Origin of the sequence: Tessaracoccus sp. SD287 (genome assembly GCF_017355265.1) — a bacterium.
Classification (GTDB): Bacteria; Actinomycetota; Actinomycetes; order Propionibacteriales; family Propionibacteriaceae; genus Aestuariimicrobium.
Genome location: NZ_JADIJQ010000018.1, coordinates 30,512 through 53,166 on the forward strand (window position 1 = coordinate 30,512; position 22,655 = coordinate 53,166).

The window sequence follows — 22,655 nt, forward strand, 5'->3', positions numbered from 1 at the left end:
GGTTCACAGCCAGTCGACGACCGGCGCCTGACGGCCCTCGGGGTCAAGAGCAGCGAAGCCGGGGCCACGGTCGAAGAAGGGCTCCTCGCCGGTGCGGGCGTCGCGCAGTTCGCGTCGCAGCTGCTCGGTGGCAGCCTCGTCGACCTGCGGGTCGTCCTTGTCGCCGGAGGCAACCACGCCGTAGTCGGCGCGGGCACCCTCGAAGGAGACCTTGCCCCAGAGCAGGTCACGACGCACCTCGTCGATCGGACGATCCAGCGGGTCGCCCCAGCCGCCGCCACCGGTGGTGCGGATGCGGATGACCTCGCCGGCCTTGACCGGTTCGGTGTCGACCAGCGCCTCCAGTTCGCGCTCGTTGGGGCCGCCCGGGTCGATGGTCACCTCGAAGGGACGTCCCGCCTTGCCGCCCTTGACGCCCCAGCAGGCCAGGATCGAGCGGTCGGCGATGGACATGAAGTGGGCGTCCTTGAGCATGCGGATGTGCTTCTCGTAGCCCAGACCGCCGCGGTAGCGACCGGCGCCGCCGGAGTCGACGGCCAGACCCAGCCGCTCGACCAGGAACGGGAAGCGGCTCTCGGTGAACTCGGTGGGCAGGTTGCGGGAGTCGGGCACCACGTGGATGGTGTCCTCGCCATCGGAGTAGTAGCGACCACCCGAACCGCCGCCGAGGACCTCACGCATCAGGTAGTCGTTGCCGTCGCGGTCCTTGCCGTAGACACCGGTGTAGCGGATGGTCTCCTGGTCGGCGGGCATCTGCCCGTCCACGGCCTTGGCCACGACGCCGGCCAGCACGCCGAGCAGGCGCAGGATGACGAAGGTGCGGGCGTTGGTCGGGCCTGGGTAGATCGGGGTGAGCAGGGTGCCCTTCTCGGGGAAGCGCATCTCGATGAGCGGCACGATGCCCTCGTTGACGTCGAGCTCGCCCATCCGCTCGGGGGTGTCGGCCAGGTTGCGCAGGATCGGTGCCAGCCACTTCTTGAGGAAGTTGCCGCCGACGTAGTCACCGCAGTGGTTGATGGGGCCGGCGGCCTGGGCGGCGGTGCCGGTGAAGTCGATGATCAGGCGCGGGCCGTCGCCGGGGCCACCGGTGGCGGTCTTGGTGAGCGTGATCCGCTGGGTGTGCAGGGTGGGCTCGGCCACGCCGTCGTGTTCGGCGTAGTCCTCCCAGACGTACTGGCCGTCGGGGATCTTGGAGAGGATCTCGCGGCGGTAGATCTCGGTGGTGTTGTCCAGGATGGTGTCGAAGGCCGTCTCGACGGTCTCGCGGCCGTAGCGGGCGAACAGGTCGCTGAGCCGGCTGGCACCCATCAGGCAGGCCGAGCACTCGGCGTCCAGGTCGGCTGCCAACGAGTCGGGCATCCGCGAGTTGCGGGTCATGATGCGCAGCGCCGACTTGTTCGGCACCCCCGCGTCCCACAGCTTGATGGGCGGCACCGACAGGCCCTCCTCGTGGACGCTGGTCGCTCCCGAGGGCATCGACCCGGGACGGGCACCGCCAATGTCGTCGTGGTGGCCAAATGCCTGGACGAAGCAGACGACCTTGCCCTCGTGGAAGACGGGCACGGTGACGCACAGGTCGGGCAGGTGGCCGATACCGCCCTCGGACTCGTAGACGTCGTTGTGGAAGAAGACGTCGCCCTCGCGCATGGTCTCCAGCGGGAAGTCACGCACGATCGGGTGGACCAGGGCGGAGTAGGAGCGTCCGGTCAGCTTGCGCAGCTGGCGGTCGTGGATACCGGCCCGGAAGTCGTGGGCGTCGCGGATCATGGGAGAGCGCGAGGTGCGGGCGATGGCGGTCTCGACCTCCATCTCGACGCTGGCCAGGGTGCCCTGGACGATCTCGACGACGATCGGGTCGACGGGGGTGCCCTCAGGCTGCAGGCGGTTGCCGTGCTCGTAGCTGGTGGGCAGGCCGGCCGGGTTGATGGGTTCGGCGGCGATGTAGGCCTCCAGGGCCTCGCCGGTGAGCGGCGCCAGGCCCAGCATGGAGCCGGAGTCGGTGGGGCGGGTGGTGCTCGCGGTGTCGGTGGTCACTGTGCGGCCTCCTTGGTGATGATGAGGTTGGCGTGCTCGTCGACGCGGACGGTGAAGCCGGGGTGGACGGGGATCGTGGAGCCGAACTCCTCGATGATGGCCGGGCCGGTGAGGGTGTCACCGGCGAGCAGGTCCTCGCGCCAGTAGACACCGGCGGTGACCCGACCCTGGTCGGCGTCGAAGCAGACCTCGCGGCTGCTCTTGCGGGCGCGGGTCTCGACGTCGGCGGCACCGGCGCCGGACTCGATGGTGACGACCTCGGGGCGCTTGATCGGGCCGATGCCCGAGACCCGCAGGTTGACCCATTCGACCTGCTGACTGTCGTCGCCGCGGAAGTCGTAGTTGTACAGCGCGCGGTGGGCGTCGTGGAAGGCGTCGGTGACCTGGTCGGCCCACTCGCGGGTGACCTCGCCGGCCGGGGCGTTGACCCGCACCTCAAAGGCCTGCCCGAAGTAGCGCAGGTCGACGCTGCGGGTGAAGACGTGGTCCGCTTCGGCGAAGCCTTCGTTGGTGAGCGCCTCGGTGGCGCGTTCGTGCAGATCAGCCAGCGTCTTCTCGACGGCGTCGAGGTCGAGGGTGAGGTCCTTGGCGACCTGGGTCTGCACGTAGTCGTTCTTGACGTCGACGGTGAGCAGGCCGAAGGCCGAGACGTTGCCGGGGTTCTGCGGGACGACCACCCCGGCCAGGTCGAGGATGTCGACCAGGCTGCAGGCCAGCAGTGAGCCGGAGCCGCCGAAGGTGGCCAGCATGAAGTCGCGGACGTCCAGGCCACGCTTGACCGAGATCTGGCGCAGGGCGTTGGCCTGGTTCCAGGCCGAGATCTCGAGGATGCCGGTGGCGGCCTTCTCGGGGCTCAGGCCCAGACGTTCGGCCAGCTCGGTGATGCCGCGTTCGGCGGCGTCGGTGTACAGCGGGATCTCGCCGCCCAGCAGGTGCGGTGGGATGCGGCCCAGGAAGACGTGGGCGTCGGTGATGGTCGGCTCGGTGCCGCCCTTGCCGTAGCACAGCGGGCCCGGGTCGGCGCCGGCCGAGTGGGGACCGACCTTGAGCTGACCCTCGGGGGTGGTCCAGGCGATGGAACCGCCGCCGGCACCCACGGTGACCACGTCGATCATCGGGATCTTGGACGGGTAGGCACCCACCGAACCCTCGGTGGTCAGCGCCGGTTCGCCGTCGATGACGACGGTCACGTCGGTGGAGGTGCCGCCGCCGTCGCAGGTGAGCACCTTGTCGAAGCCGGCGCGTCGGGCGATCAGGCCGGCGCCCAGGGCGCCCGCGGCCGGGCCGGACAGCACGGTGGTGATGGGCTGGTTGACGACCTCGTTGGCCGACAGCACGCCGCCGTTGGACTTCATGATGTAGAAGGGGATGTGGCCGCCACCGGTGGCGCCGGTGAAGTCGTCCAGCCGGTCGTGGATGTTGGTGACGTAGCGCGAGACCTTGGGCTTGACGGCGGCGTCGACCAGGGTGGTCATCGAGCGCTCGTACTCGCGGTACTCGCGCAGCACCTCGCTGCTGATGGAGACGACCGCGTCGGGGTGCTCCTCGGTGAGGATCTCGCGCATCCGCAGCTCGTGGGCCGGGTTGGCGTAGGCGTGCAGGAAGTTCACGCCCAGGGTGTTGATGCCCTTGTCACGGAACCAGCGGGCGGTGGCGCGGGCGCCGTCCTCGTCGAAGGGGCGCACCTCGTTGCCCTCGAAGTCCATCCGGCCCTCGACGGTCTTGACCAGGTCGGCCGGCACGATGCGCTCGGGCTTGACCCAGAAGTAGGAGTTGCCGTACCCGTCGGGAACGGCCTGGCGGGCGATCTCGAGGACGAACTCGTAGCCGGTGGTGGTGATGAAGCCGAGGACGTCGAGCTTGCCCTCGAGCAGCTGGTTGGTGGCCACGGTGGTGCCGTGGGAGACGGCGGTGATGTCGCTGCCGGTCGCTCCGAGGATGTCGAGCACCTTCTGCACCCCGTTGATGAACCCGTCGGCCGGGTTCGAGGGGGTCGAGGGAGTCTTGGTGGTGGTCAGGGTGCCGGCATCCTCGTCGAAGGCCACCACGTCGGTGAAGGTGCCTCCGGTGTCGATGCCGATGCGAATGCGTCGCGCTTCCTGCGTCATGTGCGTCCTTCCATCAGCTGTGCTTTCAGAAGATTCAACTGGCTTGGCAGGGGTGATTCGCCGTCAACATCTGCCAAAGCAGGGGTGCGCCGCTGGGCAGTTTGGTGCGAATGCTGCCAAAGGGTGGGCATGAACCGCCAAAGGGTGGGGACCGTGCTGAGGTGGGTCGCGTCGGTACGGGGGTGGCCCTGGGCAGGGCCCTATCGTGATGATCAAGCCTGTGCTGAAGAGGCCGAAGATCAAGGAATGAGGGACATGCGAATTCGCGTCCGCCGGGGACGGATAGTGGTCCGCGGGTCGTTGACTGGCTGGTGTTTTGACGCGTTGCCCATCGTGCTGTTCGCTGCCGCGTGGTGGTTCTGGGTCCCCGGTGGCACCCTCATGCCGCTGAAGGCCCTCGGGCCCGTGGCGGGCGTCGCCTTTGGTCTGTGGTGGTTGGTGGGGGCCCGATTAGTCGTTGATCCGCAAGCCGACCGCGTGACCTACGTGGGGCTGCTGAGTCGATCCGTCAGCCTGGGTGAGGTGGTGGGCGTGAATGTTGCGGGCCGTCTGCAGATGCGCCAGAACGTTCCTTGCCTGTTGCTGCGGACGACTGGGCGTTCGATCAAGTGTCGCGCAGTGAGTGCGCTGTTGACGTCACGGGTGCACCAGACGGCGCGGGTGCTGCAGCGGGCCTTGGCGTCCGTGACCCCTGGTCGCCCGATCGCCCAAGACGAGGTCAAGAGGTGGAAGTTCGCGGTGCGTCCTGATCGGCCGGCGCAGAGAGGGCTACCAGACTGAGTCGTTCATGAGCCGACTTGTCTCGTAGGTGCATGTGCAGGTGCAGCGCGCCACTGCTCGTGCTCACATCCGATCTGCGGTATCACCCGGCCTCCCGGCATTTACCCGGCTGCGGCGGATTTACCCGGGTTCCAATGCGGGTAAATCCACCCGACCCGGGTGAATCGAGCCAGCCCGGGTAGATCGACTCCACCCGGATAGGCAGAGCCAGTTCTGGTGACGGTGTCACCTCACCGAGGTCGATGATGACGACTACGACCGGTACACGCTCACCGGCGTGGATGGCCGCCCGAAAGCGACACCCCTGCCGGCCGGATCACCGGTGACCGAACTGGGTTACCTGCGACGCAGGGCGCGTTCAGCGAACTGGTCGAGCGCGCTGGTCACGTCCTCGGCCACCCAGACGACGTAGCGCCGTCCTCCGGTGACCTTGGTGAGGATGCCAGCCTCCCGCAGTTGGCGGATGACGTTGTCGGCTGCGGGTTGTGAGAGACCCGTCGATCGCTGGATCAGGGTGGAGGTGACGGCAGGTTGGCTGATGAGCAGCGGCAGCACCTGCCAGACTGCGGCGGTGCGACGGGTGGTGAGCGCTTGGGACCAACGCTCGTGTGCCGCGACCAGCTCGCTGGCGAGTCGTCGTCCGTTGGCGATGGCGGCGAAGGTCGCCGTCGTGAAGGACTCCACGATGGGGGTGAGGTCTCCGGCGCGGTAGGCCGTCAGGGCCTCGAAGTACGTGCCCGTGTCCGCCAGCAGACCAGCGGAGATCGGGACCGTCGTCCGGGTGGTGGCGCCGCCGCCCTGGAGCATGGCATGGACGAGCGCACGCCCGGTGCGTCCGTTGCCGTCATTGAACGGATGGATCGTCTCGAACTGTGCGTGTGCGATGGCGGTCTGGGCAAGTAGCGGGATGTCGGTGCGTTCGGCGAACTGGCAGAGGTCGTTGACCGCTGTCACGACGCGGGAATGGTGCGGGGGGACGAAGGCTGCTCCGTGTGGCGAGACGCTCGATCCTGCGATCCACACCTGTTCAGTGCGGAAGCTTCCCGGATTGGCATGCGTCTGCCCGTGCATCAGCGTCTCGTGGACGGCCAGGATGTTTGCCGGTGTCACGGCATCGCCCAAGGCGACAGCCCTTGTCATCGCGTCGACGTTGGCCGAGACCAGTTCGGCGTTGCTGCCGAACTTCGCCAGCCCAAGACTCGCCATCGCCAGTGCCTTGGCGCCTGCCGTGATCTGCTCGATCTGCGACGAGGACGCAGATTCAGTGCGCAGCAGCACGGCAGACAGCGGGGCGAGTTCCGAGCCGGGAAGCAGGGCTGACAACTCGGCATCGAATCGAGAGATCTCTGCCCGGGCATCGTCGGACGCGGCCAGTGCGGCGGGGTCGAGTGCCGCGTCGAGGCCGGCGATCTGTGCCGGGATTGAGGCTTGGTAGTGAGGCCTGATGGCAGCGCGCTGGCGACGGGACATACCGAGGGCCGTGACCTCCCAGGGCCAGGTCTCAGTGCCCACTGCCCATGGCGATTCGGCAGCCACGACGCCCCCTTGTGTTGGTTGACTCTAACATAAGTGAAATGTTGTTGACTTATGTTAAGCGTGAGAAGTCGTAATGACGAACCCGTCATCGGAAGTACGGCGTCGTCGTGCTGCACCACAGAGACCAGACGGCCGACGGGTAGATGGAGCCAGCCCGGGTGGATCAGGCCAGCCCGGGTAGCTGGCGCCAGCCTGGGTACATCCAGACCGCCGGTGGACGCGACAACGCCGCCGACCCCAAGTGGGGCCGACGGCGTCGTCCGATCTGTGATTACCCGGCTGCGGCGGATCTACCCGGGCTGCAACCCGGGTAGATCAACCCAACCCGGGTAGATCAATCCAGGCCGGGTAGATCAATCCAGGCCGGGTAGATCCACCGACCCGGGAGAACCCGAAGCTCACCCGGGGCCGGTGCAGGGCTCAGCCCTGGTACTGGTAGCCGGTCGGCTCCTCACCGAGGTCGATGATGGCGGCCACGGGGCCACCACCCTCGGGGCCCTGGTGGGCCGCGGAGACGGACACGAAGACGGCCGGGTCGCCCGTCACGGCAGCGGTCACGCCGCCGACGGCCGACTTGATCTGGCGGTGCCAGTGCACGTCGGAGTCGTCGAGCATGGCGTTGCGGCGCCCGTTGACCATGCCGTCCTGGCTGGCCTCGCACTTGAGGAACACGTTGACCAGGCGTCCCTTGAGGTCGCTGGTGTGGGGACGCTCGGGCAGGTCGAGTCCGGCGTCCTTGATGGCGTTCCAGATGCCGTCGGCGTCCAGGGCGTTGTTCATCACCGAGTGGCCGATCCGGTAGCGGCCGCCGACCCCGCGGGCGTTGCCGACCACGACGACCTGGGCCTGGTCGAGTTCGACACCTGACGAGCAGGACGCCACCGACGAGAACTTCTCGCGGGAGTGCATCACGTCGGCGTCGGTGATGTCGGTGACCTCACCCAGGGCCTTGGCGATGCCCAGGGCGGTGCAGCCGTTGGACAGGTCCATCGACTCGTGGGTGTGCTCGGTCCAGACCTTCTTGCCGCGGGCCTTGGCGTCGCGGATGGTGTGGATGGTCAGCAGCGGGGTCTTGGTCTGGACGTAGTGCACGTCAGCCGGGTCGGTGATGCCGGCCCGCTCCATGGCGACGGTCACCGCATCAGCCACCTTGTCGACCATGCCGACGTAGCCGATCTCCTCAGGGGCGATGGGCTCGCTCATGGCGAAGCCGACGGTCAGGCGCGGCTCGTCGGTCTGCTCGACCTTGGCCGGGTCGACCGAGGCGAAGATGGTGGCGTGGGGGCTGATCACGCCGTCGGTGCCGCCCGACCAGACGATCGGGACCTGCTTGACCTTGTCGGGGTCGGCACCCTTCTCGACCAGGATCTCGCGGAAGGCGCGGTCGGCGATGATGCGGGTGTAGTCGTTCACACCGCCATTGCCCTCGGTCTTGCCGATGACGGCGATGACGCGGTCGGCCTCGAAGACCCCCTCGTCGATCAGCTTGCCGAGCTCGGAGGCGTCCGAGACGGAGTGCAGCGGGACCTTGCGTACTTCAATCGCGTCAGGCATGGATGGGTGTCCTTTCGTGGGTGTACTTCGGGGTTGTGGGGTCGGAGTCAGGTTTCAGGGGGGCCGCGCCCGCGAGGGGGACGCGGCGGTGGTCACCGCGCCGGATGCTCAGTGACGGGCCTCCCGGTCATGGTTCTTGCCGAGGAAGGCGGGCTCGCGCACCCAGCGCAGGGCGAAGACCATCACCAACAGTGTGGCGACGAACGGCAGCATCGAGATGAACTGGTGCGGAATGCCCAGGCCGCCGACCTGTGCCCGCAGTGCCAGCACCTCCAGACCGGCGAAGAAGGCCGCGCCCCCCATGATGAGGGTCGGACGCCACCCGCCGAAGAAGGCCAGGGCGATGACGAGCCAGCCGCGTCCACCGACGATTCCCTCGGTGTAGGTGCCGGTGAAGGCCATCGGCAGGTAGGCACCGGCCATGCAGATCAGCGCCGAGCCGAGGGCCGTGGTCACCAGACGCACCCGGGTGACGTTGACGCCCAGGGAATCGGACGCCTTCGGGTTCTCCCCGACCGAGCGCACCTTCAGGCCCAGGTTGGTGCGGTAGAGCACCCACCAGATGACCAGCGAGATGAACAGGGCGAACCAGACCATGGCGTCCTGGGTGAGGATCGGGCCGAGGTAGGGGATGTCGGACAGCAGCGGGATCTCGATGCGTTCCAGGGTGTTGATCAGCGGCGGGGTCAGGGTGACGCCCACCGAGACCTTGTAGATCAGGGTGGCCAGACCCATGGCCAGGAACAGCAGGGCCAGGCCGACGACGAACTGGTCGAGCTTGTACGTGGTGGTCATCACCGCCATCACCAGGCCGAGCACCACCCCGGCCAGCCCGGCGACCAGGATGCCGACAAAGTTCGAGCCGGTGGCCCAGCCAACCACGAAGCCCAGCGAGGCCCCCAGGGTCATGTAGCCCTCCTGGGAGACGATGAACACGCCGGCGCGCCCGGCCAGGGCGGTGCCCTGTGCGGCCAGCACGAACACGGCCATGGAGGTGAGCATCAGTTGCACAAAGGACACGACTTCAGACATGGTTTCGACCCTTCAGTCGTACGGCCACGATGTCGGAGAACAGCAGGAACAACAGGATGAGTGCCTCGACGATCAGCACCATTTCCTGCGGGACGCCGGCGGTGCGCTGCATGGCGCTGGCCCCGACCTCCAGGACGGCGATGCCGAGCGCGACGAAGGGCACGACGGCCACCTTGCCGCGGGCGATCAGGCCGATGATGATGCCGAGCAACAGGTAGTTGGCCTGCATGCCCTCGATCAGCTTGCCGTGGACACCGGCCACCTCGATGGCACCGGCGAGCCCGCCGATGGCGCCACCGACGATCAGGGCGCCCATGGCCACCCGGGAGTTGCGCACCCCGTGCACCTGCGCGGCCCGCGGGTTGGCCCCGACGGCGCGCAGCTCGTAGCCCGGCAGGGAGCGCAGCACCCCGTGGACGCAGAAGAACAGCACCACCACGGCCAGCAGGACACCGCTGTGCAGGCCGCCGAGGGACGGCAGCAGCCCGCCCGCCCCGATCGGGCGGGTGGTGGGGTGGCCCGCGGCGGGGTCGCTGTAGACCTCACCGGCGATGTAGTCGACGATGAAGAACGACACGAAGTTGAGCAGCACGGTCGAGAGGATCTCGTTGACGCCGAAGCGTTCCCGCAGCCAGGCCGCGATCGAGACGTAGAGGGCGCCGGCCACCACACCGGCGACCAGCACCAGCGGCAGCAGCACCACGGTGGGCGCCGACTTCAGCCAGATGCCGACCACCGCGCTGGCGGTGGCACCGATGAGCAGTTGGCCCTCACCGCCCATGTTGTTGCGGCCGGCGGCCAGGGGGATGGTGAAGCCCATGGCGATCAGCACCAGGGGCACCCACTTGTGCAGGGTCTCGACCAGGCCGTACTTGGACTGGAACGAGGTGGTGAGCACCGACTCAAAGGCCAGGAAGGGGTTGTACCCCATGATGGCGATGATGATGCCGGCCACCAGGAAGGCACCCAGGATCGAGAGGATGTAGGGCACCGCGCGGGCGGCGAGGCCCGTGCCGCGGGGAGCGGCGAGTGCGACGGCTGTCATGCTGACACCTCCAGGCCAGCCATCAGGCGGCCAAGTTCGTACAGGTCGTAGTTTCCGCGGGAGCGTTCGCCGGCCAGTCGTCCGCTGTAGAGGACGTTGATGCGGTCGGCGAGCACGGTCAGTTCGTCCAGGTCCTCGGAGATCAGCAGGACCGACGTGCCGGCGGCCGTGGCGGCCCGCACCTGGTCGTAGACGAACTGGGTGGAGGCGATGTCCAGGCCCCGGGTCGGGTTGTGCAGGATCAGCAGCCGCGGGTCGTGGCCGAAGGCGCGGGCCAGGATGACCCGCTGGATGTTGCCGCCCGACAGGGTGGCAGCCCGGGCGCCGGGTCCCGACGCCTTGACCTTGTACTTCTCGATGATCGAGGCGGTCTCGGCCTCGGCAGCAGGCCAGTTGATCAGCCCGAACTTGCGGAACTTGGCGCGGTGCTGGTGGCCCAGCAGGACGTTCTCGACCAGCGTGTTGCTGGGCAGGATGGCGTCCTTGTGCCGGTCCTCGGGAACGTAGGCGACACCGTCGGACAGCCACTGGCGGGTGGGACGCCCGCCCAGGTTGTCACCGTCGATGGTCACCGCACCGCCGGTCAGGCCACGGACCCCGGCGATCGCCTCGGCCAGTTCCACCTGACCGTTGCCGGCGACCCCGGCGATGCCGACGACCTCACCCTTGCCGATCGACAGGGTGATGTCGCTGATGGCCTCCACCCCGGCCTCGTTGGTGGCTCCGACCCCGCGGATCTCGACCCGGGGCTCGAACTCCTTGATGGCGAACTCGCTGAGCGCGAACTCGCGGGTGACCATGCCCTCCTGGACGACGGCAGCGACGCGGGACGACTCGTCCTGGTTGCCGACCATCATGGCGGCCAGTTCCTTGGCGTCGGTGTCGGCGCGGTTGAGGGTGCCGATGCGGCGACCCTCGCGCATCACCGTCAGCCGGTCACAGACCGCCATCGTCTCCTTGATCTTGTGGGTGATGAAGACCACCGACATGTCCTCGTCGACGATCCTGCGCAGCGAGGCGAACAGGTCGTCGACCTCCTGGGGGGTCAGGTTCGTGGTGGGCTCGTCGAGGGCCAGGATCTTGGCGCCGCGGTACAGCGCCTTGAGGATCTCGACGCGCTGGCGGATGCCGACCGGAAGGTCGCCGACGATGGCGCGGGGCTTGACGGCCAGGCCGAACTGTTCGGACAGGCGGGACACCTCCTTCTCGGCCTCGCGCAGGTCGAGCCGCGGCCAGGTCGGCTGGGGGGTGCCGAGCACGATGTTCTCGACCACCGTGTAGGTGTCGACCTGCAGGAAGTTCTGGTGCACCATGCCAATGCCGTGCTGGATGGCGTCCTTGGGGCCGGTCAGGGTGATCCGTTCGCCATCGACGGTGACGGTGCCCTCGTCGGGCTTGTACAGGCCGTAGAGGATGTTCATCAGGGTCGTCTTGCCGGCACCGTTGCCACCGAGCAGCCCGTGCACCTCACGGGCGTGCAGGGTCAGGTCGATGTCGTCCAGGGCGGTGACGTTGCCGAAGCGCTTGGTGATTTCGGACATCACCAGGCGAGCAGGTGGGGTGTTCTCATCCGGCCCGGGATCACCCGGGCGCGGGGACTGGTGCTGGGTCATGGTCGTGGTTCCCTCACTTGACGGGGGTGGTGTCCTTGACCACCGTGATCTTGCCCGAGACGATGTCGGCGACTGCCTGGTCGACCTTCGCTCGGACGTCGGCGGGCACCCGGTCGGGCATGACGATCTGCACGCCGGTGGCGAAGCCCAGCGGCAGGTAGCCGGTGCGCTTGCCGGCCAGGATGTCGTCGACGATGTCGAGCAGCGGCCCGACGAAGTCGTAGACCACCGAGGCGCCGGCGTCCTCGGGTGAGAACTGGGACTTGTCGGTGTACTTGCCGACGATCCACTGCTGCCGGTCGTCGGTCTTGGCGGCCTGGAAGACGCCGACCATGCCCATGTTCATCGAGCCGATGATCACGTCATTGCCCTGGTCGGACATCTGCTTGGTGATCTGCTGGGCCTTGGTGGGGTCGTTGAAGTTGCCGGTCCACACCGAGTTCAGCTGGGCGGTTGACCCGGTGTCCTTGAGCGCCTGGCGAATGGCGTGCACCTCGGAGTAGGAGAACGGCAACGACAGGCCGCCCACGTAGCCGATCCTGCCCTGCTTGGTGAGCGCCCCGGCGAGCACGCCCACCGGGTAGAAGGCGTTGTGGAAGTTGCGGTCAATCACCCACAGGTTGTCGGGCTGTTCCTTGGGCTGGGCATCGAACTCGCCGATGAACGAGACGTCGGGGAACTCCAGGGCCAGCTTCAGGGTCTGCTGGTAGAACTGGCTGCCGTGGGACCAGACGACGGTGTAGCCGTCGGCGACGTACTCGCGCATGACCCGCTCGACGTCGGGAACCTCCACGTTCTCGCTGAACGAGGTGTGGGCGTCGTACTTCTTGGCTGCCTCGTCGAGGGCGACCCAGCCCAGGGCGTTGTAGTCGGCATCGGTGACGGCGCCGGAGAAGACACCGGCGATCCGGATCGGGGAATCGGGGTTGCCGGACGGTGCGGTGGCTGAGCAGGCCTGCACCACCAGCAGGGTGAGAACAACGGCGAACACCCGTAGGCGCACACCGACACGTCGCGCAATCTTCATCGCTGACCTCATTTTGGGTGTGGTGGGACACGGGGACGTCCCGGTGGACGTCCTCGGTGGATGGGTGGGCGGGGCGTGGTGGCCCCGCGGCTCAGCAGCTGGGCGTGGCGTCCTTGCCGTGCGGGAACGCGGTCTCGGCCCGGCCCTCGAGTTCGGCGCGGTGGGCGCGGATCAGGTCCAGGTTGCGGTCGCGCAGGTGGTCGAAGCCCTGACCGATGTTGCTGCCCTGGGTCAGGCTGCCCAGCGCCTGGTCGGGGTCCAGGCGGGCCGCGACCCAGCCCTCGTGGGAGGCGGCGCGGGCAATGATGTTGGCCGTGGGGGTGACGATGTGGGAGTTGCCGAAGTAGATCACCCCGGCCGGGTCGATGCCGGTGGCATTGGAGCCCACGATGAACACGTGGTTGTCGTAGGCCCGCGCCCGCGAGGTGAGTTCCCACAGGTCGGCGCTGCGCAGCAGGGCCGACGGACGCAGGATCACTTCGGCGCCCTGGACGGCCTGGATGCGTGACAGCTCGGGGTAGTCACCGTCGAAGCAGATGATCATGCCGATCTTGCCCAGTTCGGTGTCGACTACCACGACGTCCTGGCCGGGGGTCACCCAGCCGCCGGTGGTGGCGGCCTCGGAGAAGAACGGGTGGGTCTTGTCGTAGACGCCCAGGACCGACCCGTCGGGGCCGATCAGGGCGGCGCTGTTGTAGACGACACCACGCTCGGGGCCGCGTCGGTAGGTGCCGACGCACAGGTGGATGCCGAGCTCGGCGGCGACGTCCTGGTAGGGCTGCAGGATCGGTCCGGGCACGTCGGTGACCAGGTCCCACAGCTCCTCGACGCTGACGCCGGTGGTGAAGCCGGTGGTCACCGACTCGGGCAGGACGACGAGTTCGGCGCGGGTGGCGGCCACGCAGTCACGGATCACCTGGACCGCGTGGGTGGCGTTGGTCTGGATCGACTCGGCGGTGAGCGGTCCCTGGGCGGGGTTCAGCTGGATGGCAGCTGCAGTGAAAGCACGCATGGTCACTTCCTGTTGGCCAGCACGCCGACGAGAACGCCGACGAGCGCGATCAGTGCACCGACGACGGCAGCCGTCAGCACATTGACCGGGGGAGCGGCCGGAGCGGGGGCACCGGCGCGATGGAGGGGCTGCGTGGTGGCAGCGGAGGGGGTGGCAGCAGAGGGACTGGAAGCAGAGGGACTGGAAGCAGAGCCGGATGTCGGGCCCAGCGGCGTCACGCCCTGGTCGTCGACCTCAGCGGCGCTGGTGACGTCGGCCGAGGCCGCGCCACCGTTGGCGATGTCGGCGTCGATGGCGGCGAAGAACTGGGTGGCCATCTTGCGGGCCACGCCCTGCAGCATCCGCTGCCCGACGCCACCGATGGCGCCGCCCACCGAGGCGTCGGCGGCCCAGGCGATGTCGGTGCCGCCGTCGGCAGCCGGTGCCAGCCGCACCCGGATGTCGGCCGAGATGGTGCCCGGCCCGCCCTGTCCGCTGGCCTTGAGCAGGAACGACTCGTGCTCGACGTGCTCGGTGAGGGCGACGGTGCCGGCGTAGGTGCCCTTGATGGAGGCCACCCCAGCCTTGACGGTCGCCTTGTAGGCGTCCTTGCCGGTGGGCTCCAGGCTCTGCAACCCGGGAATGGTGCGGGTCAGCACACCCGGGTCGTGGAACGCATCCCAGGCAACGGGGATGGCCGCAATCATGTGGGCGGTACCGATGATCTGCATGGCGGGTCTCAACCTTCTTCAGTGGGTCGCGATGGTGGTCGTGCAGCGTGAGCTGATCGGGTCAGGGTTGCGGGTGGGGATGCCGCAGGGACGGCCACTGGCCGGCCTCGTGCTTGCGGCGCAACTCCCACAGGTCGGCCGGTGAGATCGGCATCTTGGTGATCGGGAACCCCTCGGCGTCCTCGATGGCGCTGGCGATGACGGCCGACGCGGGAATCGTCCCCGCCTCACCGGCCCCCTTGATGCCCAGCGGGTTCAGCGTGGTCGGGGTCTCCAGGTGGTCGGTCTCGATGTGGGGCACCTCGGTGGCGAACGGCATCAGGAAGTCCATGAACGAGGCGTTCAGCAACTGGCCGGAGTCGTCGTAGGCCATCTTCTCGTAGAGCGCCCCGCCGATGCCCTGGGCGACGCCGCCATGCACCTGGCCCTCGACGATCATCGGGTTGATCATCTTGCCGCAGTCATGGATGACGCAGTAGCGCAGCACCGTGATGTCGGCGGTCTCGGGGTCGGTCTCGACGATGGCGGCATGCATGCCGTTGGCGAAGGTCGCGCCCTTGGGGGAGTAGAAGTCCTTGCCCTCCAGCCCGGGTTCCTCGCCGGGCTGGATCGGCGGCTTGGACAGGTCGACCGAGGTCGAGAACTGGGTGGCGGCCTTGGCGGTCTCGTCAAAGGCGTAGCGCAGCGGGTTCGACAGCACCGAGACCATGCCCAGCGACATCTTGTTCTCGGGGTCGCCCTTGATCCGGATGAACCCGTCGACGATCTCCAGGTCCTCGGGGTCGGCCTCCAGCGCGTTGCCGGCGATCTTGAGCGCCTTCTGCTTGACCTGGGTGGCGGCCAGGTGCACCGCCGAGCCGCTGGTCACCGCGGCGCGGGACGCGAAGGTGCCCACCGAGTATCCGAAGCGGCGGGTGTCGCCGGTGGTGATGAAGACGTCCTCCAACGGCACCCCGAGTTCGTCGGCGACGATCTGCGCGAACGAGGTGGCGTGGCCCTGGCCCTGGGTGGTGACGCCGGTGGCCACGTTGACCCGGCCATTGGTCTCGACCTGGATGTGTCCGCCCTCGTAGGGCCCGATGCCGGTGCCCTCGACGTAGCAGCCGATGCCCAGCCCAACCTTGCGTCCCTCGGCGGCCGCCTGCTGGCGGTAGGCCTCGAAGTCGTCCCAGCCGACCAGTTCCTTCAGCTTGCGCAGCGACGCGGGGAAGTCGCCGGAGTCGTAGACCGTGGGGCGGCCGTCCTGGAACATCAGGCCGACCTCCCAGGGCATCTGCTCGGGCTGGATGAAGTTGCGCGAGCGCACCTCGGCGCGGTCCAGTCCGAGGTAGTCGGCGATGGCGTCCATGGTGCGTTCCATGATGAACACGCCCTGGGGACGTCCGGCGCCGCGGTAGGGGGTGACGATGACGGTGTTGGTGTACAGCGAGTAGTACTCGACGCGGTAGTTCGGCAGCCGGTAGGGGCCGACCAACTGCACCGAGGTGTTCAGCGGCACGATCACGCCGTAGGGCATGTAGGCGCCGTGGTCGTGCCAGAAGGTGACGTCGAGCCCGCGAATGACGCCGTCGTCGTCGAAACCGACGCGGGCGCGCTGCAGCTGGCCGCGTTCGTGGGCCGAGGAGATGAAGTGCTCGCGGCGGTCCTCGGTCCACTTGACCTGGGCCTGCAGGCGCTTGGCGGCTGCGGCGACGCAGACTTCCTCGGGCCAGGGGTGGTTGATCTTGACGCCGAAGCCGCCGCCGACGTCGGGGACCACGACGTGCAGCTTGGCCAGCGGCATCTCGAGTTTGGCTGCCAGGGCGGCCCGCAGGCCGGTCGAGGTCTGGGTGGAGGAGGCGACGCTCAGTTCACCGCTGGCCGCGTGCCAGGTCGCCTGGACCGCCTTGCCCTCCATCGGCATGCAGGCGCTGCGTTCGAAGTCGAAGTCGAGTTCCAGCATGTGCGGGGCATCCTCGATGGCCGCCGGCGCGTCACCCACGTTCTGCACGTAGTGGGCGCCGACGTTGCCGGGCGCCTCCTCGTGGACCAGGAGCTCCGCCTCGCGAGCGTTGGCGATGCCGACGACGGGGGGCTGCACGTCGTAGCTGACCGACACCTTCTGGGCCGCGTCCTCGGCAATGTAGCGGTTGGTGGCCACCACCATCACGATGGCCTCGCCGACGTGGTTGACCTGGTCCTTGGCCAGGGCGTGGGCGGTGACCGGGTGCTGGATGCTGGGGTGGGGCAGCAGCATCGGCAGCGGTTCGCCGGCGGCCCCCTCCAGGTCCTCCCAGGTCCACACGGCGATGACCCCGTCGACCTCGACGGCGGCGTCCACGTCGATGTCCAGGATGCGGGCGTGGGCGTGGGGGGAGCGGACGAAGGCCGCCTCCAGGGCGGTGTGGCTGAGGTCATCGGTGTACTTGCCGTCGCCGCTGACCAGGCGGGGGTCCTCGCGGCGCTGAACAGCGGCGCCCATCATCTTGCCGCTCATGCCTGCACCTGCCCGGGGGTCGTGGCCTGGGCGCGTTCCTGCTTGATCTCGGCGGCGCGGCAGACGCTCTTGACGATGTTCTGGTAGCCGGTGCAGCGGCACAGGTTGCCGGAGATGGCCTCGCGGGCCTCCTCGGGGGTGGGATCGGGGTTCTCGTCCAGGAAGGCGGTGATGGTGGTGATGAAACCGGGGGTGCAGAAGCCGCACTGCAGGCCGTGGCACTCGACGAACGCCTGCTGCACGGGGCCCAGGTCGTCGGGGCCATTGCCGCAGCCCTCGACGGTGGTCAGGTCCATGCCCTCGGCGCTGGCCGCGAAGATCAGGCAGGAACGAATGGGCTGGCCATCGGCGAGCACGGTGCAGGCGCCGCAGACGCCGTGCTCGCAGCCGACGTGGGTGCCGGTCAGGCCGACGTCATGGCGCAGGGCGTCCGACAGCAGTCGGCGGGCAGGCACCGTGATGACGTGACGGTCGCCATTGACGGTCAGGGTGACCTGCTGCAGGCTCTCGGCCTCGGTGGCCTCGAAGGGAGCATTCTGGGTCGGGCTGTGACTGATCCGGCTCTGGGTCATCGCTGGGCCTCCTCGTTCTGGTGCTGGTTCTGGTCGGCGAGTTGGGTCACCAGACCGCTGAACACCCGACGGCACAGGATGCCGCTGAGGTGCCGGCGGTAGTCGGCGCTGGCGTGGATGTCGTCGACGGGCTCGACGTGGTCACGGGCGGCCTGCGCGACGGCGGCCAGGTCCTGGCTGGTGATCTCGCCGGGCCGACGGCCGGCGACCACGTCGGTCAGGTCGAGCACGTCGGGCACGTCGGTGACCGAGACGAAGGATGCCCTGGCGGCGACGATGCCGCCGGCCTCCTGGGTCACGGCGAGGGCGACCCCGGCCAGGGCGTAGTCGCCGCTGCGCCGGGCAAGTTCGTGGTAGCCGGTCAGGGTGCCGGCAGGGAAGCGGCGGAAGTCGACGCCCAGCACCAGTTCGTCGGCTCGCAGCACCGACTCCATGGGCCCGACGAAGAAGTCCTCGGCGGCAATCGTGCGGGCACCGCTGGCCGACAGGGTGCGCACCGAGCCGCCGGTCAGGGCCAGCACGGCCGGCATCTCACCGGAGGGGTCGGCGTGGGCGATGGAACCGACGGTGGTGCCGCGGTTCCGAATGGCGGGGTGGGCCACCCAGGCCAGGGCCTGCCGCAGCAGCGGCAGGGCCTGGTGGGCGGCGTCGTGGTGTTCGAGCTCCGAGTGGCGCACGATGGCGCCGACCCGCACCCGGTCGTCCAGCACCTCGATGGTGGCCAGGTCCTGGATGCGGTTGATGTCGACCAGGTGGGCTGGGGTGGCCAGCCGCATGTTGAGCACGGGGACCAGGCTCTGGCCGCCGGCCAGGACCTTGACGTCCTCGAACTCGGCGAGCAGTGCGACGGCCTCGTCGATGGTGGTGGGGAGGTGCAGGGTGAACGGAGCTGGTTTCACAGTTTTCTGCCTTGGTCGGGCCGGCCGGGGCGGTGCCCCAGCCGGCTTGGGGCGGAGTTACTTGACGTGGTCGTCCTGCTCGGTGTGTCGGCGGGAGGCGACCCCGTGGTCGTCCTCGAGCCCGAGGTGTTCGAGGGACTGGTTGCCGGTGGGGTCGGCGATGATGGTGGCGCCGGCGTTCACCTCGCCGTCGGCACGATCACGCAGGTGCTGGGGTGCCACGAGTCGGGCCAGGTGGTACATGCCGACCGCGACGATGGTGCCCAGCGAGATGCCCGACAGGCTGAAGTCTTCGGTGAACGTCAGCGACACGTTGCCGATGGCGATGATGATGCCGGCGGCGACAGGAACCAGGTTGAGCGGGTTGGCGAAGTCGACCTTGTTCTCCTTCCAGATCTTGGCGCCGAGCAGGCCGATCATGCCGTACAGGACGACCGTGATGCCGCCCAGCACGCCACCGGGGGTCGCCGAGATGACGGCGCCGAACTTGGGCGAGAAGCCGAACAGGATGGCCACCAGGGCTGCCACCGTGTACGCCGCGGTGGAGTAGACCCGGGTGGAGGCCATCACGCCGATGTTCTCGGCGTAGGTGGTGGTCGGCGAGCCGCCGACGAGGGTGGCCACGGCCGAACCGACACCGTCGGCGGCGACCGCGGCGCCCATCTTGTCGTCCAGGTTGACGCCGGTCATCTCGGCCACGGCCTTGACGTGGCCGACGTTCTCGGCGACCAGCGCGATCACGGCCGGCAGCACCAGCAGGGTGAAGTTGAACGAGAACTCGGGCAGGTGCCAGCCGACGATGCCGGCGGCATTGTCGGTGGCCGGCGGCAGGCCGAACCAGTCGGCGGCCATGACACCGCTCCAGTCGACGCGCCAGTGCGTGTCGACCACGCCGGTGCCGGCGTTGTAGGAGGTGATCTGGCCGGTGGTCAGGTCGAGCACCCACGACAGCAGGTAGCCGAACAGCAGGCCGATGAAGATCGAGATGCGGCCCAGGAAGCCGCGCAGGCCGACGCTGAGCATGATCACGACGAACATGACCACGAAGCCGACCCACTGGTCCTGCGGCCAGTACACCGAGGCGACCACGGGGGCCAAGTTGAAGCCGATCAGCATGACCACGGCGCCGGTGACCACGGGCGGCAGCACCCTGGTCAGCACGGCGGCACCCACGAAGTGGATGAAGACGCCGACCAGGATCAGGACGATCGCGGAGACGAAGATGGAGCCGGTGACCTGCTGCGGGGTGCCGCCGGCGGCATAGATGCCGACCACACCACCGACGAAGGCGGCCGAGGTGCCGAGGTAGGAGGGCACCTTCCCCTTGACGATGAGCAGGAACAGGATGGTGGCGACACCGCTCATCATGATGGCGAGCTGCGGGTTCAGCCCCATGATGATCGGGAAGACGAAGGTGGCCCCGAACATGGCCACGACGTGCTGTGCGCCCAGCCCGATCGTGCGGCCCCAGGTCAAGCGCTCGTGGGGGGCGACGACGTCGTCCGGCCCCAGCGTCTTGCCATCCCCGTGCAGCTTCCAAATTGCCATGAAGTCTCCTTCGACCTCGTCGCGTCAGACGCGCATGGATGATTTTTGTGAACCCTAGATGCTGCGCTGGCCCCCGTGTACCGGCAAGTATGGCCGACACCAGTGGGCTGCAGCTGTCTACATGTGACAAATGCCACTTTCAACTCGCTGTGACTACGTCAAACACTGCCCGACCTTGGGCTGACTACGGTGTTTCAGTCATGTGACAGGTTGTTACAGTCCGCGCATCTGGATGACGTGCAGGGCCAGGGCCAGACTGAACCGTCGGTGGGAGTCGGTGGTGAAAGGGCCCAGGATCTGCTCGAGCTTGGTGATGCGGTAGCGCAGGGTGTTGTAGTGGAAGTGCAGCGCACGGGAGGTCTCGGCCACGTTCATGTTGTGTTCCAGCAGCACCGACAGGGTCTGGCGCAAATCCTCGGCGTCGGGCAGGTCGGTGCTCGCCAGCGGCCCGAGCGTCTCCAGGGCGAAGTTGCGCAGTTCGTCCGGGTCGACCTGGGAGAGCAGTCGGAAGACGCCGAGCGACCCGAACGGGGTGACCGAACCGTTGCCGTGCAGCCGCCGCCCGACGACCACCGACTCGGTGGCCTCGGCGTAGGCCCGGGGCAGGTCCCCGATGGTGGTGATCGGACGGCTGATGCCGGTGGTGAAGGACCGTCGACCGCCGCCGCCGTCGCCGCGCACGCTGCGGGCGAAGCGGCCCACCGTGCGCTCCAGGGACTCGGTGGGGGTGTCGGCGGCGATGCCGATCACCGCCACCACCTCCTGGGCATAGCCGGCGACCGGCGCCTCCGGGTCGGCCTCGTGCACCGCCTGCGACCAGGCCCGCGAGAAACGTTCCTGCAGGGAGCGTTCCTCCATGGCGTCCAGTGGGGTGGCGGACTGGTCCACGGTGGCGACCACCACGACGACCGGCCGATCCAGGTGCCAGCCCAGGGAATGGGCGTGACCCACCACCCGTTCCGGGGGGCCGGCGCGACCCACCAGGGCATCGCGCAGGAAGTCGGCGCGGTACTTGTTCTCCACGGCGGCCACCGCCTGCTGCTTGGTCAGCACCAGCGCTGCCGCGGCGGCGGCCCACTCCACCATCGGCACGTGGGTGGGCAGCAGGGTGTCATGGACCACCAGCAGCCGGCCCTCGTGGCGTCCCCGCACCAGCACCGGCACCAGCAGTCGCTGGAAACTGGGCTGGTCGTTGACGATGATGCCCGTCGGCTCGTCCTCGACCCGCAGCCGTCCGGTGCGGTCAAAGGCGGGCAGGCCGAGCACCGTGTCCAGGTCGACGCCGTCGGCGACCGCCGAGGCCAGCACCCGGCCGTCCATGGTGGTGACCACGGCTGCCGAGGCCAGGGCGGTGACCAGACCCGCGCACACCGTCGACAGGTCCCCGCCGCTGATGACGATGTCGACCAGGTCACCGACGACCTGCTCGTTGCGGGCCAGGTCGCCGGCGCGACGGTTCAGCACCCGCGACAGCACCTGGTTGAGGATCTCGTCGAACCCGATGCCGTCCGGCAGCCCGATCAGGGGGAAGTCGAGTTCGTCGGCGCGGCGCAGCGCCTCGGCGGGCAGTTCGTCCAGGTAGCGGTTGAGCTTGATGCCGAGTGCCGCCAGGCCGCGGGCATGCAGGTCGGCGACGAAGCTGCCCAGGTCGCCGGTCTGGCGCAGCGGGTAGCCGGTGGTCAGCAGCAACTGGTCGGGATTGGTCCACGGCAGGACGTCGGGGACCTCCATCACGTTGACCCGGCTCACCAGTCGGGCGAGCCCGTCGGCACCGGCCAGCACCGTCGCCCCGGCCAGGGCGGGCAGCTCGAGCACCTCGCTGACGCTGAGCCCGCGGGCCTCGGTGGGGGAGAGCTTTGGCATCACTTGACGGACATCGACGGTGGTGTTGTCATGATTGACCATGAACGCAGGGTAGCCCGAGCACCTAGCCTACGGAAATGACCTCCGCCGCTCCCACCGTCCTGCGCCTGCAGGGCTCCGTGGCCACCGAGAGCGCCGCCGACGTGGCCCGTGGTGGGGCCTGCCGGGTGCTGGCGGTCTTCGAGAACGCGGCCTACCTGCTGCTGCCCCACAGCCATGAGGCGGTGGTGGCGGTGTTGCGGCGCGAGGCCCTGCAACTGCCGAACGCGATCCGGTTGCTGGGAACCACCGGCGACCTGCGCGGCCTGCTGCAGGTGGGCGACCAGGGCCGGGTCTCGACCGATGAGTTCGGCGTCACCCAGTTGCGCGTCGGCGAGGCCCGGATCGCCCTGATCGGTCACCACAAGCCCACGCAGGTGCGGCTGCAGGCTGCCTGGTCGCTCGCCACCGCCGACCTGGACGCCCTGGGCGCGGCCCCGTCGCTGCGCTCCCGGGCGCACGGTCTGGCCGCCGGGCTGGACGTCGGGGACCCCAGCCCGCTCCAGGGGCTGATCGGGTGGGGGCAGGGACTCACCCCCACCGGTGATGACCTGGCCTGCGGGGTGCTGCTCGCCATGGTCGCCACCGAACGCCTCGAACCCGGCCACGCCGTCGACCTGCTCGGCAGCCACGGTCTGCGCACCACCAGTTTGTCGGCCCGGCTGCTGCGCTGCGCCGCCCACGGCATGGGCGTCCCCGAGGTGATTGCCCTGGTCGATGCCCTGCTGGCACCCGGACGACGGCCCAGCGCCGCCCAGATCCAGGCGGTCCACGCCATCGGGCACAGCTCCGGACGAGACCTCTGCG

The 22,655-nt window shown here is 68.6% G+C and carries 17 protein-coding genes; 2 read left to right on the forward strand and 15 right to left on the reverse strand.

What is annotated here, in order from left to right:
* Window positions 1-3 precede the first annotated feature (3 nt).
* Both IPV09_RS08855 and IPV09_RS08860 read right to left on the reverse strand, forming a co-directional pair.
* A complete protein-coding gene (locus tag IPV09_RS08855) occupies window positions 4-2,034 on the reverse strand; it encodes a hydantoinase B/oxoprolinase family protein (RefSeq protein WP_370590263.1) in 2,031 nt (676 codons plus the stop codon).
* Window positions 2,031-4,142, reverse strand: coding sequence for a hydantoinase/oxoprolinase family protein (locus IPV09_RS08860; protein ID WP_207474876.1), 2,112 nt, complete (start codon window positions 4,140-4,142; stop codon window positions 2,031-2,033). Before IPV09_RS08860 ends, IPV09_RS08855 begins: the two co-directional genes overlap by 4 nt.
* 255 nt (window positions 4,143-4,397) lie before the next feature.
* On the opposite strand from IPV09_RS08860, the gene IPV09_RS08865 reads away from it, so the two are divergent.
* A complete protein-coding gene (locus IPV09_RS08865) occupies window positions 4,398-4,922 on the forward strand; it encodes a hypothetical protein (RefSeq protein WP_207474877.1) in 525 nt (174 codons plus the stop codon).
* Window positions 4,923-5,258: 336 nt separating this feature from the next.
* On the opposite strand, the gene IPV09_RS08870 is transcribed toward IPV09_RS08865, so the two are convergent.
* From IPV09_RS08870 to IPV09_RS08930, 13 genes are all read right to left on the reverse strand, one after another.
* On the reverse strand, window positions 5,259-6,392 hold the full coding sequence (locus IPV09_RS08870; protein ID WP_207474878.1) for a Fic family protein: 1,134 nt from the start codon (window positions 6,390-6,392) through the stop codon (window positions 5,259-5,261).
* 486 nt (window positions 6,393-6,878) lie between these two features.
* Window positions 6,879-8,012: a ring-opening amidohydrolase gene (locus IPV09_RS08875; protein WP_207474879.1), complete on the reverse strand. Its 1,134-nt coding sequence runs from the start codon at window positions 8,010-8,012 to the stop codon at window positions 6,879-6,881.
* A 108-nt stretch (window positions 8,013-8,120) separates the two neighbouring features.
* Window positions 8,121-9,044 carry an ABC transporter permease gene (locus IPV09_RS08880; RefSeq protein ID WP_207474880.1) on the reverse strand — a complete coding sequence of 308 codons (924 nt, stop codon included), beginning with the start codon at window positions 9,042-9,044 and terminating at the stop codon, window positions 8,121-8,123.
* Window positions 9,037-10,089: an ABC transporter permease gene (locus IPV09_RS08885; RefSeq protein ID WP_207474881.1), complete on the reverse strand. Its 1,053-nt coding sequence runs from the start codon at window positions 10,087-10,089 to the stop codon at window positions 9,037-9,039. The genes IPV09_RS08880 and IPV09_RS08885 overlap by 8 nt, the downstream gene beginning before the upstream one ends.
* Window positions 10,086-11,702: an ABC transporter ATP-binding protein gene (locus tag IPV09_RS08890; protein WP_207474882.1), complete on the reverse strand. Its 1,617-nt coding sequence runs from the start codon at window positions 11,700-11,702 to the stop codon at window positions 10,086-10,088. The genes IPV09_RS08885 and IPV09_RS08890 overlap by 4 nt, the downstream gene beginning before the upstream one ends.
* A gap of 13 nt (window positions 11,703-11,715) precedes the next feature.
* Complete coding sequence (locus IPV09_RS08895; protein WP_207474883.1) at window positions 11,716-12,729, reverse strand: BMP family protein; 1,014 nt, start codon at window positions 12,727-12,729, stop codon at window positions 11,716-11,718.
* 91 nt (window positions 12,730-12,820) lie between these two features.
* Window positions 12,821-13,741 (reverse strand): carbon-nitrogen hydrolase family protein, encoded by a 921-nt coding sequence (locus IPV09_RS08900; protein ID WP_207474884.1) that lies wholly within the window; start codon window positions 13,739-13,741, stop codon window positions 12,821-12,823.
* 2 nt (window positions 13,742-13,743) lie between these two features.
* Window positions 13,744-14,451 carry a carbon monoxide dehydrogenase subunit G gene (locus IPV09_RS08905; protein WP_207474885.1) on the reverse strand — a complete coding sequence of 236 codons (708 nt, stop codon included), beginning with the start codon at window positions 14,449-14,451 and terminating at the stop codon, window positions 13,744-13,746.
* A gap of 61 nt (window positions 14,452-14,512) precedes the next feature.
* Complete coding sequence (cutA, locus tag IPV09_RS08910; protein WP_207474886.1) at window positions 14,513-16,927, reverse strand: aerobic carbon-monoxide dehydrogenase large subunit; 2,415 nt, start codon at window positions 16,925-16,927, stop codon at window positions 14,513-14,515.
* Window positions 16,924-17,499, reverse strand: coding sequence for a (2Fe-2S)-binding protein (locus tag IPV09_RS08915; protein WP_207474887.1), 576 nt, complete (start codon window positions 17,497-17,499; stop codon window positions 16,924-16,926). Before IPV09_RS08915 ends, cutA begins: the two co-directional genes overlap by 4 nt.
* Entirely contained in the window at window positions 17,496-18,398 is a 903-nt protein-coding gene (locus IPV09_RS08920; RefSeq protein ID WP_207474888.1) for a xanthine dehydrogenase family protein subunit M, read from the reverse strand. Before IPV09_RS08920 ends, IPV09_RS08915 begins: the two co-directional genes overlap by 4 nt.
* A gap of 57 nt (window positions 18,399-18,455) precedes the next feature.
* Window positions 18,456-19,946 (reverse strand): uracil-xanthine permease family protein, encoded by a 1,491-nt coding sequence (locus tag IPV09_RS08925; RefSeq protein WP_207474889.1) that lies wholly within the window; start codon window positions 19,944-19,946, stop codon window positions 18,456-18,458.
* A 213-nt stretch (window positions 19,947-20,159) separates the two neighbouring features.
* Window positions 20,160-21,851, reverse strand: a complete 1,692-nt coding sequence (locus tag IPV09_RS08930; protein ID WP_207474890.1) for a PucR family transcriptional regulator ligand-binding domain-containing protein — start codon at window positions 21,849-21,851, stop codon at window positions 20,160-20,162.
* 35 nt (window positions 21,852-21,886) lie between these two features.
* Here IPV09_RS08930 and IPV09_RS08935 point away from each other — a divergent pair.
* Window positions 21,887-22,655: DUF2877 domain-containing protein (locus IPV09_RS08935; RefSeq protein ID WP_207474891.1), on the forward strand; the 769-nt coding region annotated here is incomplete at its 3' end.

What these genes read in the sequence shown, in the direction of transcription:
- IPV09_RS08860 (WP_207474876.1), bottom strand. Translation starts at nt 4,142, where the DNA reads ATGACGCAGGAAGCGCGACGCATTCGCATCGGCATCGACACCGGAGGC.
- IPV09_RS08865 (WP_207474877.1), top strand. Translation starts at nt 4,398, where the DNA reads ATGCGAATTCGCGTCCGCCGGGGACGGATAGTGGTCCGCGGGTCGTTG.
- IPV09_RS08870 (WP_207474878.1), bottom strand. Translation starts at nt 6,392, where the DNA reads ATGTCCCGTCGCCAGCGCGCTGCCATCAGGCCTCACTACCAAGCCTCA.
- IPV09_RS08875 (WP_207474879.1), bottom strand. Translation starts at nt 8,012, where the DNA reads ATGCCTGACGCGATTGAAGTACGCAAGGTCCCGCTGCACTCCGTCTCG.
- IPV09_RS08880 (WP_207474880.1), bottom strand. Translation starts at nt 9,044, where the DNA reads ATGTCTGAAGTCGTGTCCTTTGTGCAACTGATGCTCACCTCCATGGCC.
- IPV09_RS08885 (WP_207474881.1), bottom strand. Translation starts at nt 10,089, where the DNA reads ATGACAGCCGTCGCACTCGCCGCTCCCCGCGGCACGGGCCTCGCCGCC.
- IPV09_RS08890 (WP_207474882.1), bottom strand. Translation starts at nt 11,702, where the DNA reads ATGACCCAGCACCAGTCCCCGCGCCCGGGTGATCCCGGGCCGGATGAG.
- IPV09_RS08895 (WP_207474883.1), bottom strand. Translation starts at nt 12,729, where the DNA reads ATGAAGATTGCGCGACGTGTCGGTGTGCGCCTACGGGTGTTCGCCGTT.
- IPV09_RS08900 (WP_207474884.1), bottom strand. Translation starts at nt 13,741, where the DNA reads ATGCGTGCTTTCACTGCAGCTGCCATCCAGCTGAACCCCGCCCAGGGA.
- IPV09_RS08905 (WP_207474885.1), bottom strand. Translation starts at nt 14,451, where the DNA reads ATGCAGATCATCGGTACCGCCCACATGATTGCGGCCATCCCCGTTGCC.
- cutA (WP_207474886.1), bottom strand. Translation starts at nt 16,927, where the DNA reads ATGAGCGGCAAGATGATGGGCGCCGCTGTTCAGCGCCGCGAGGACCCC.
- IPV09_RS08915 (WP_207474887.1), bottom strand. Translation starts at nt 17,499, where the DNA reads ATGACCCAGAGCCGGATCAGTCACAGCCCGACCCAGAATGCTCCCTTC.
- IPV09_RS08925 (WP_207474889.1), bottom strand. Translation starts at nt 19,946, where the DNA reads ATGGCAATTTGGAAGCTGCACGGGGATGGCAAGACGCTGGGGCCGGAC.
- IPV09_RS08930 (WP_207474890.1), bottom strand. Translation starts at nt 21,851, where the DNA reads ATGGTCAATCATGACAACACCACCGTCGATGTCCGTCAAGTGATGCCA.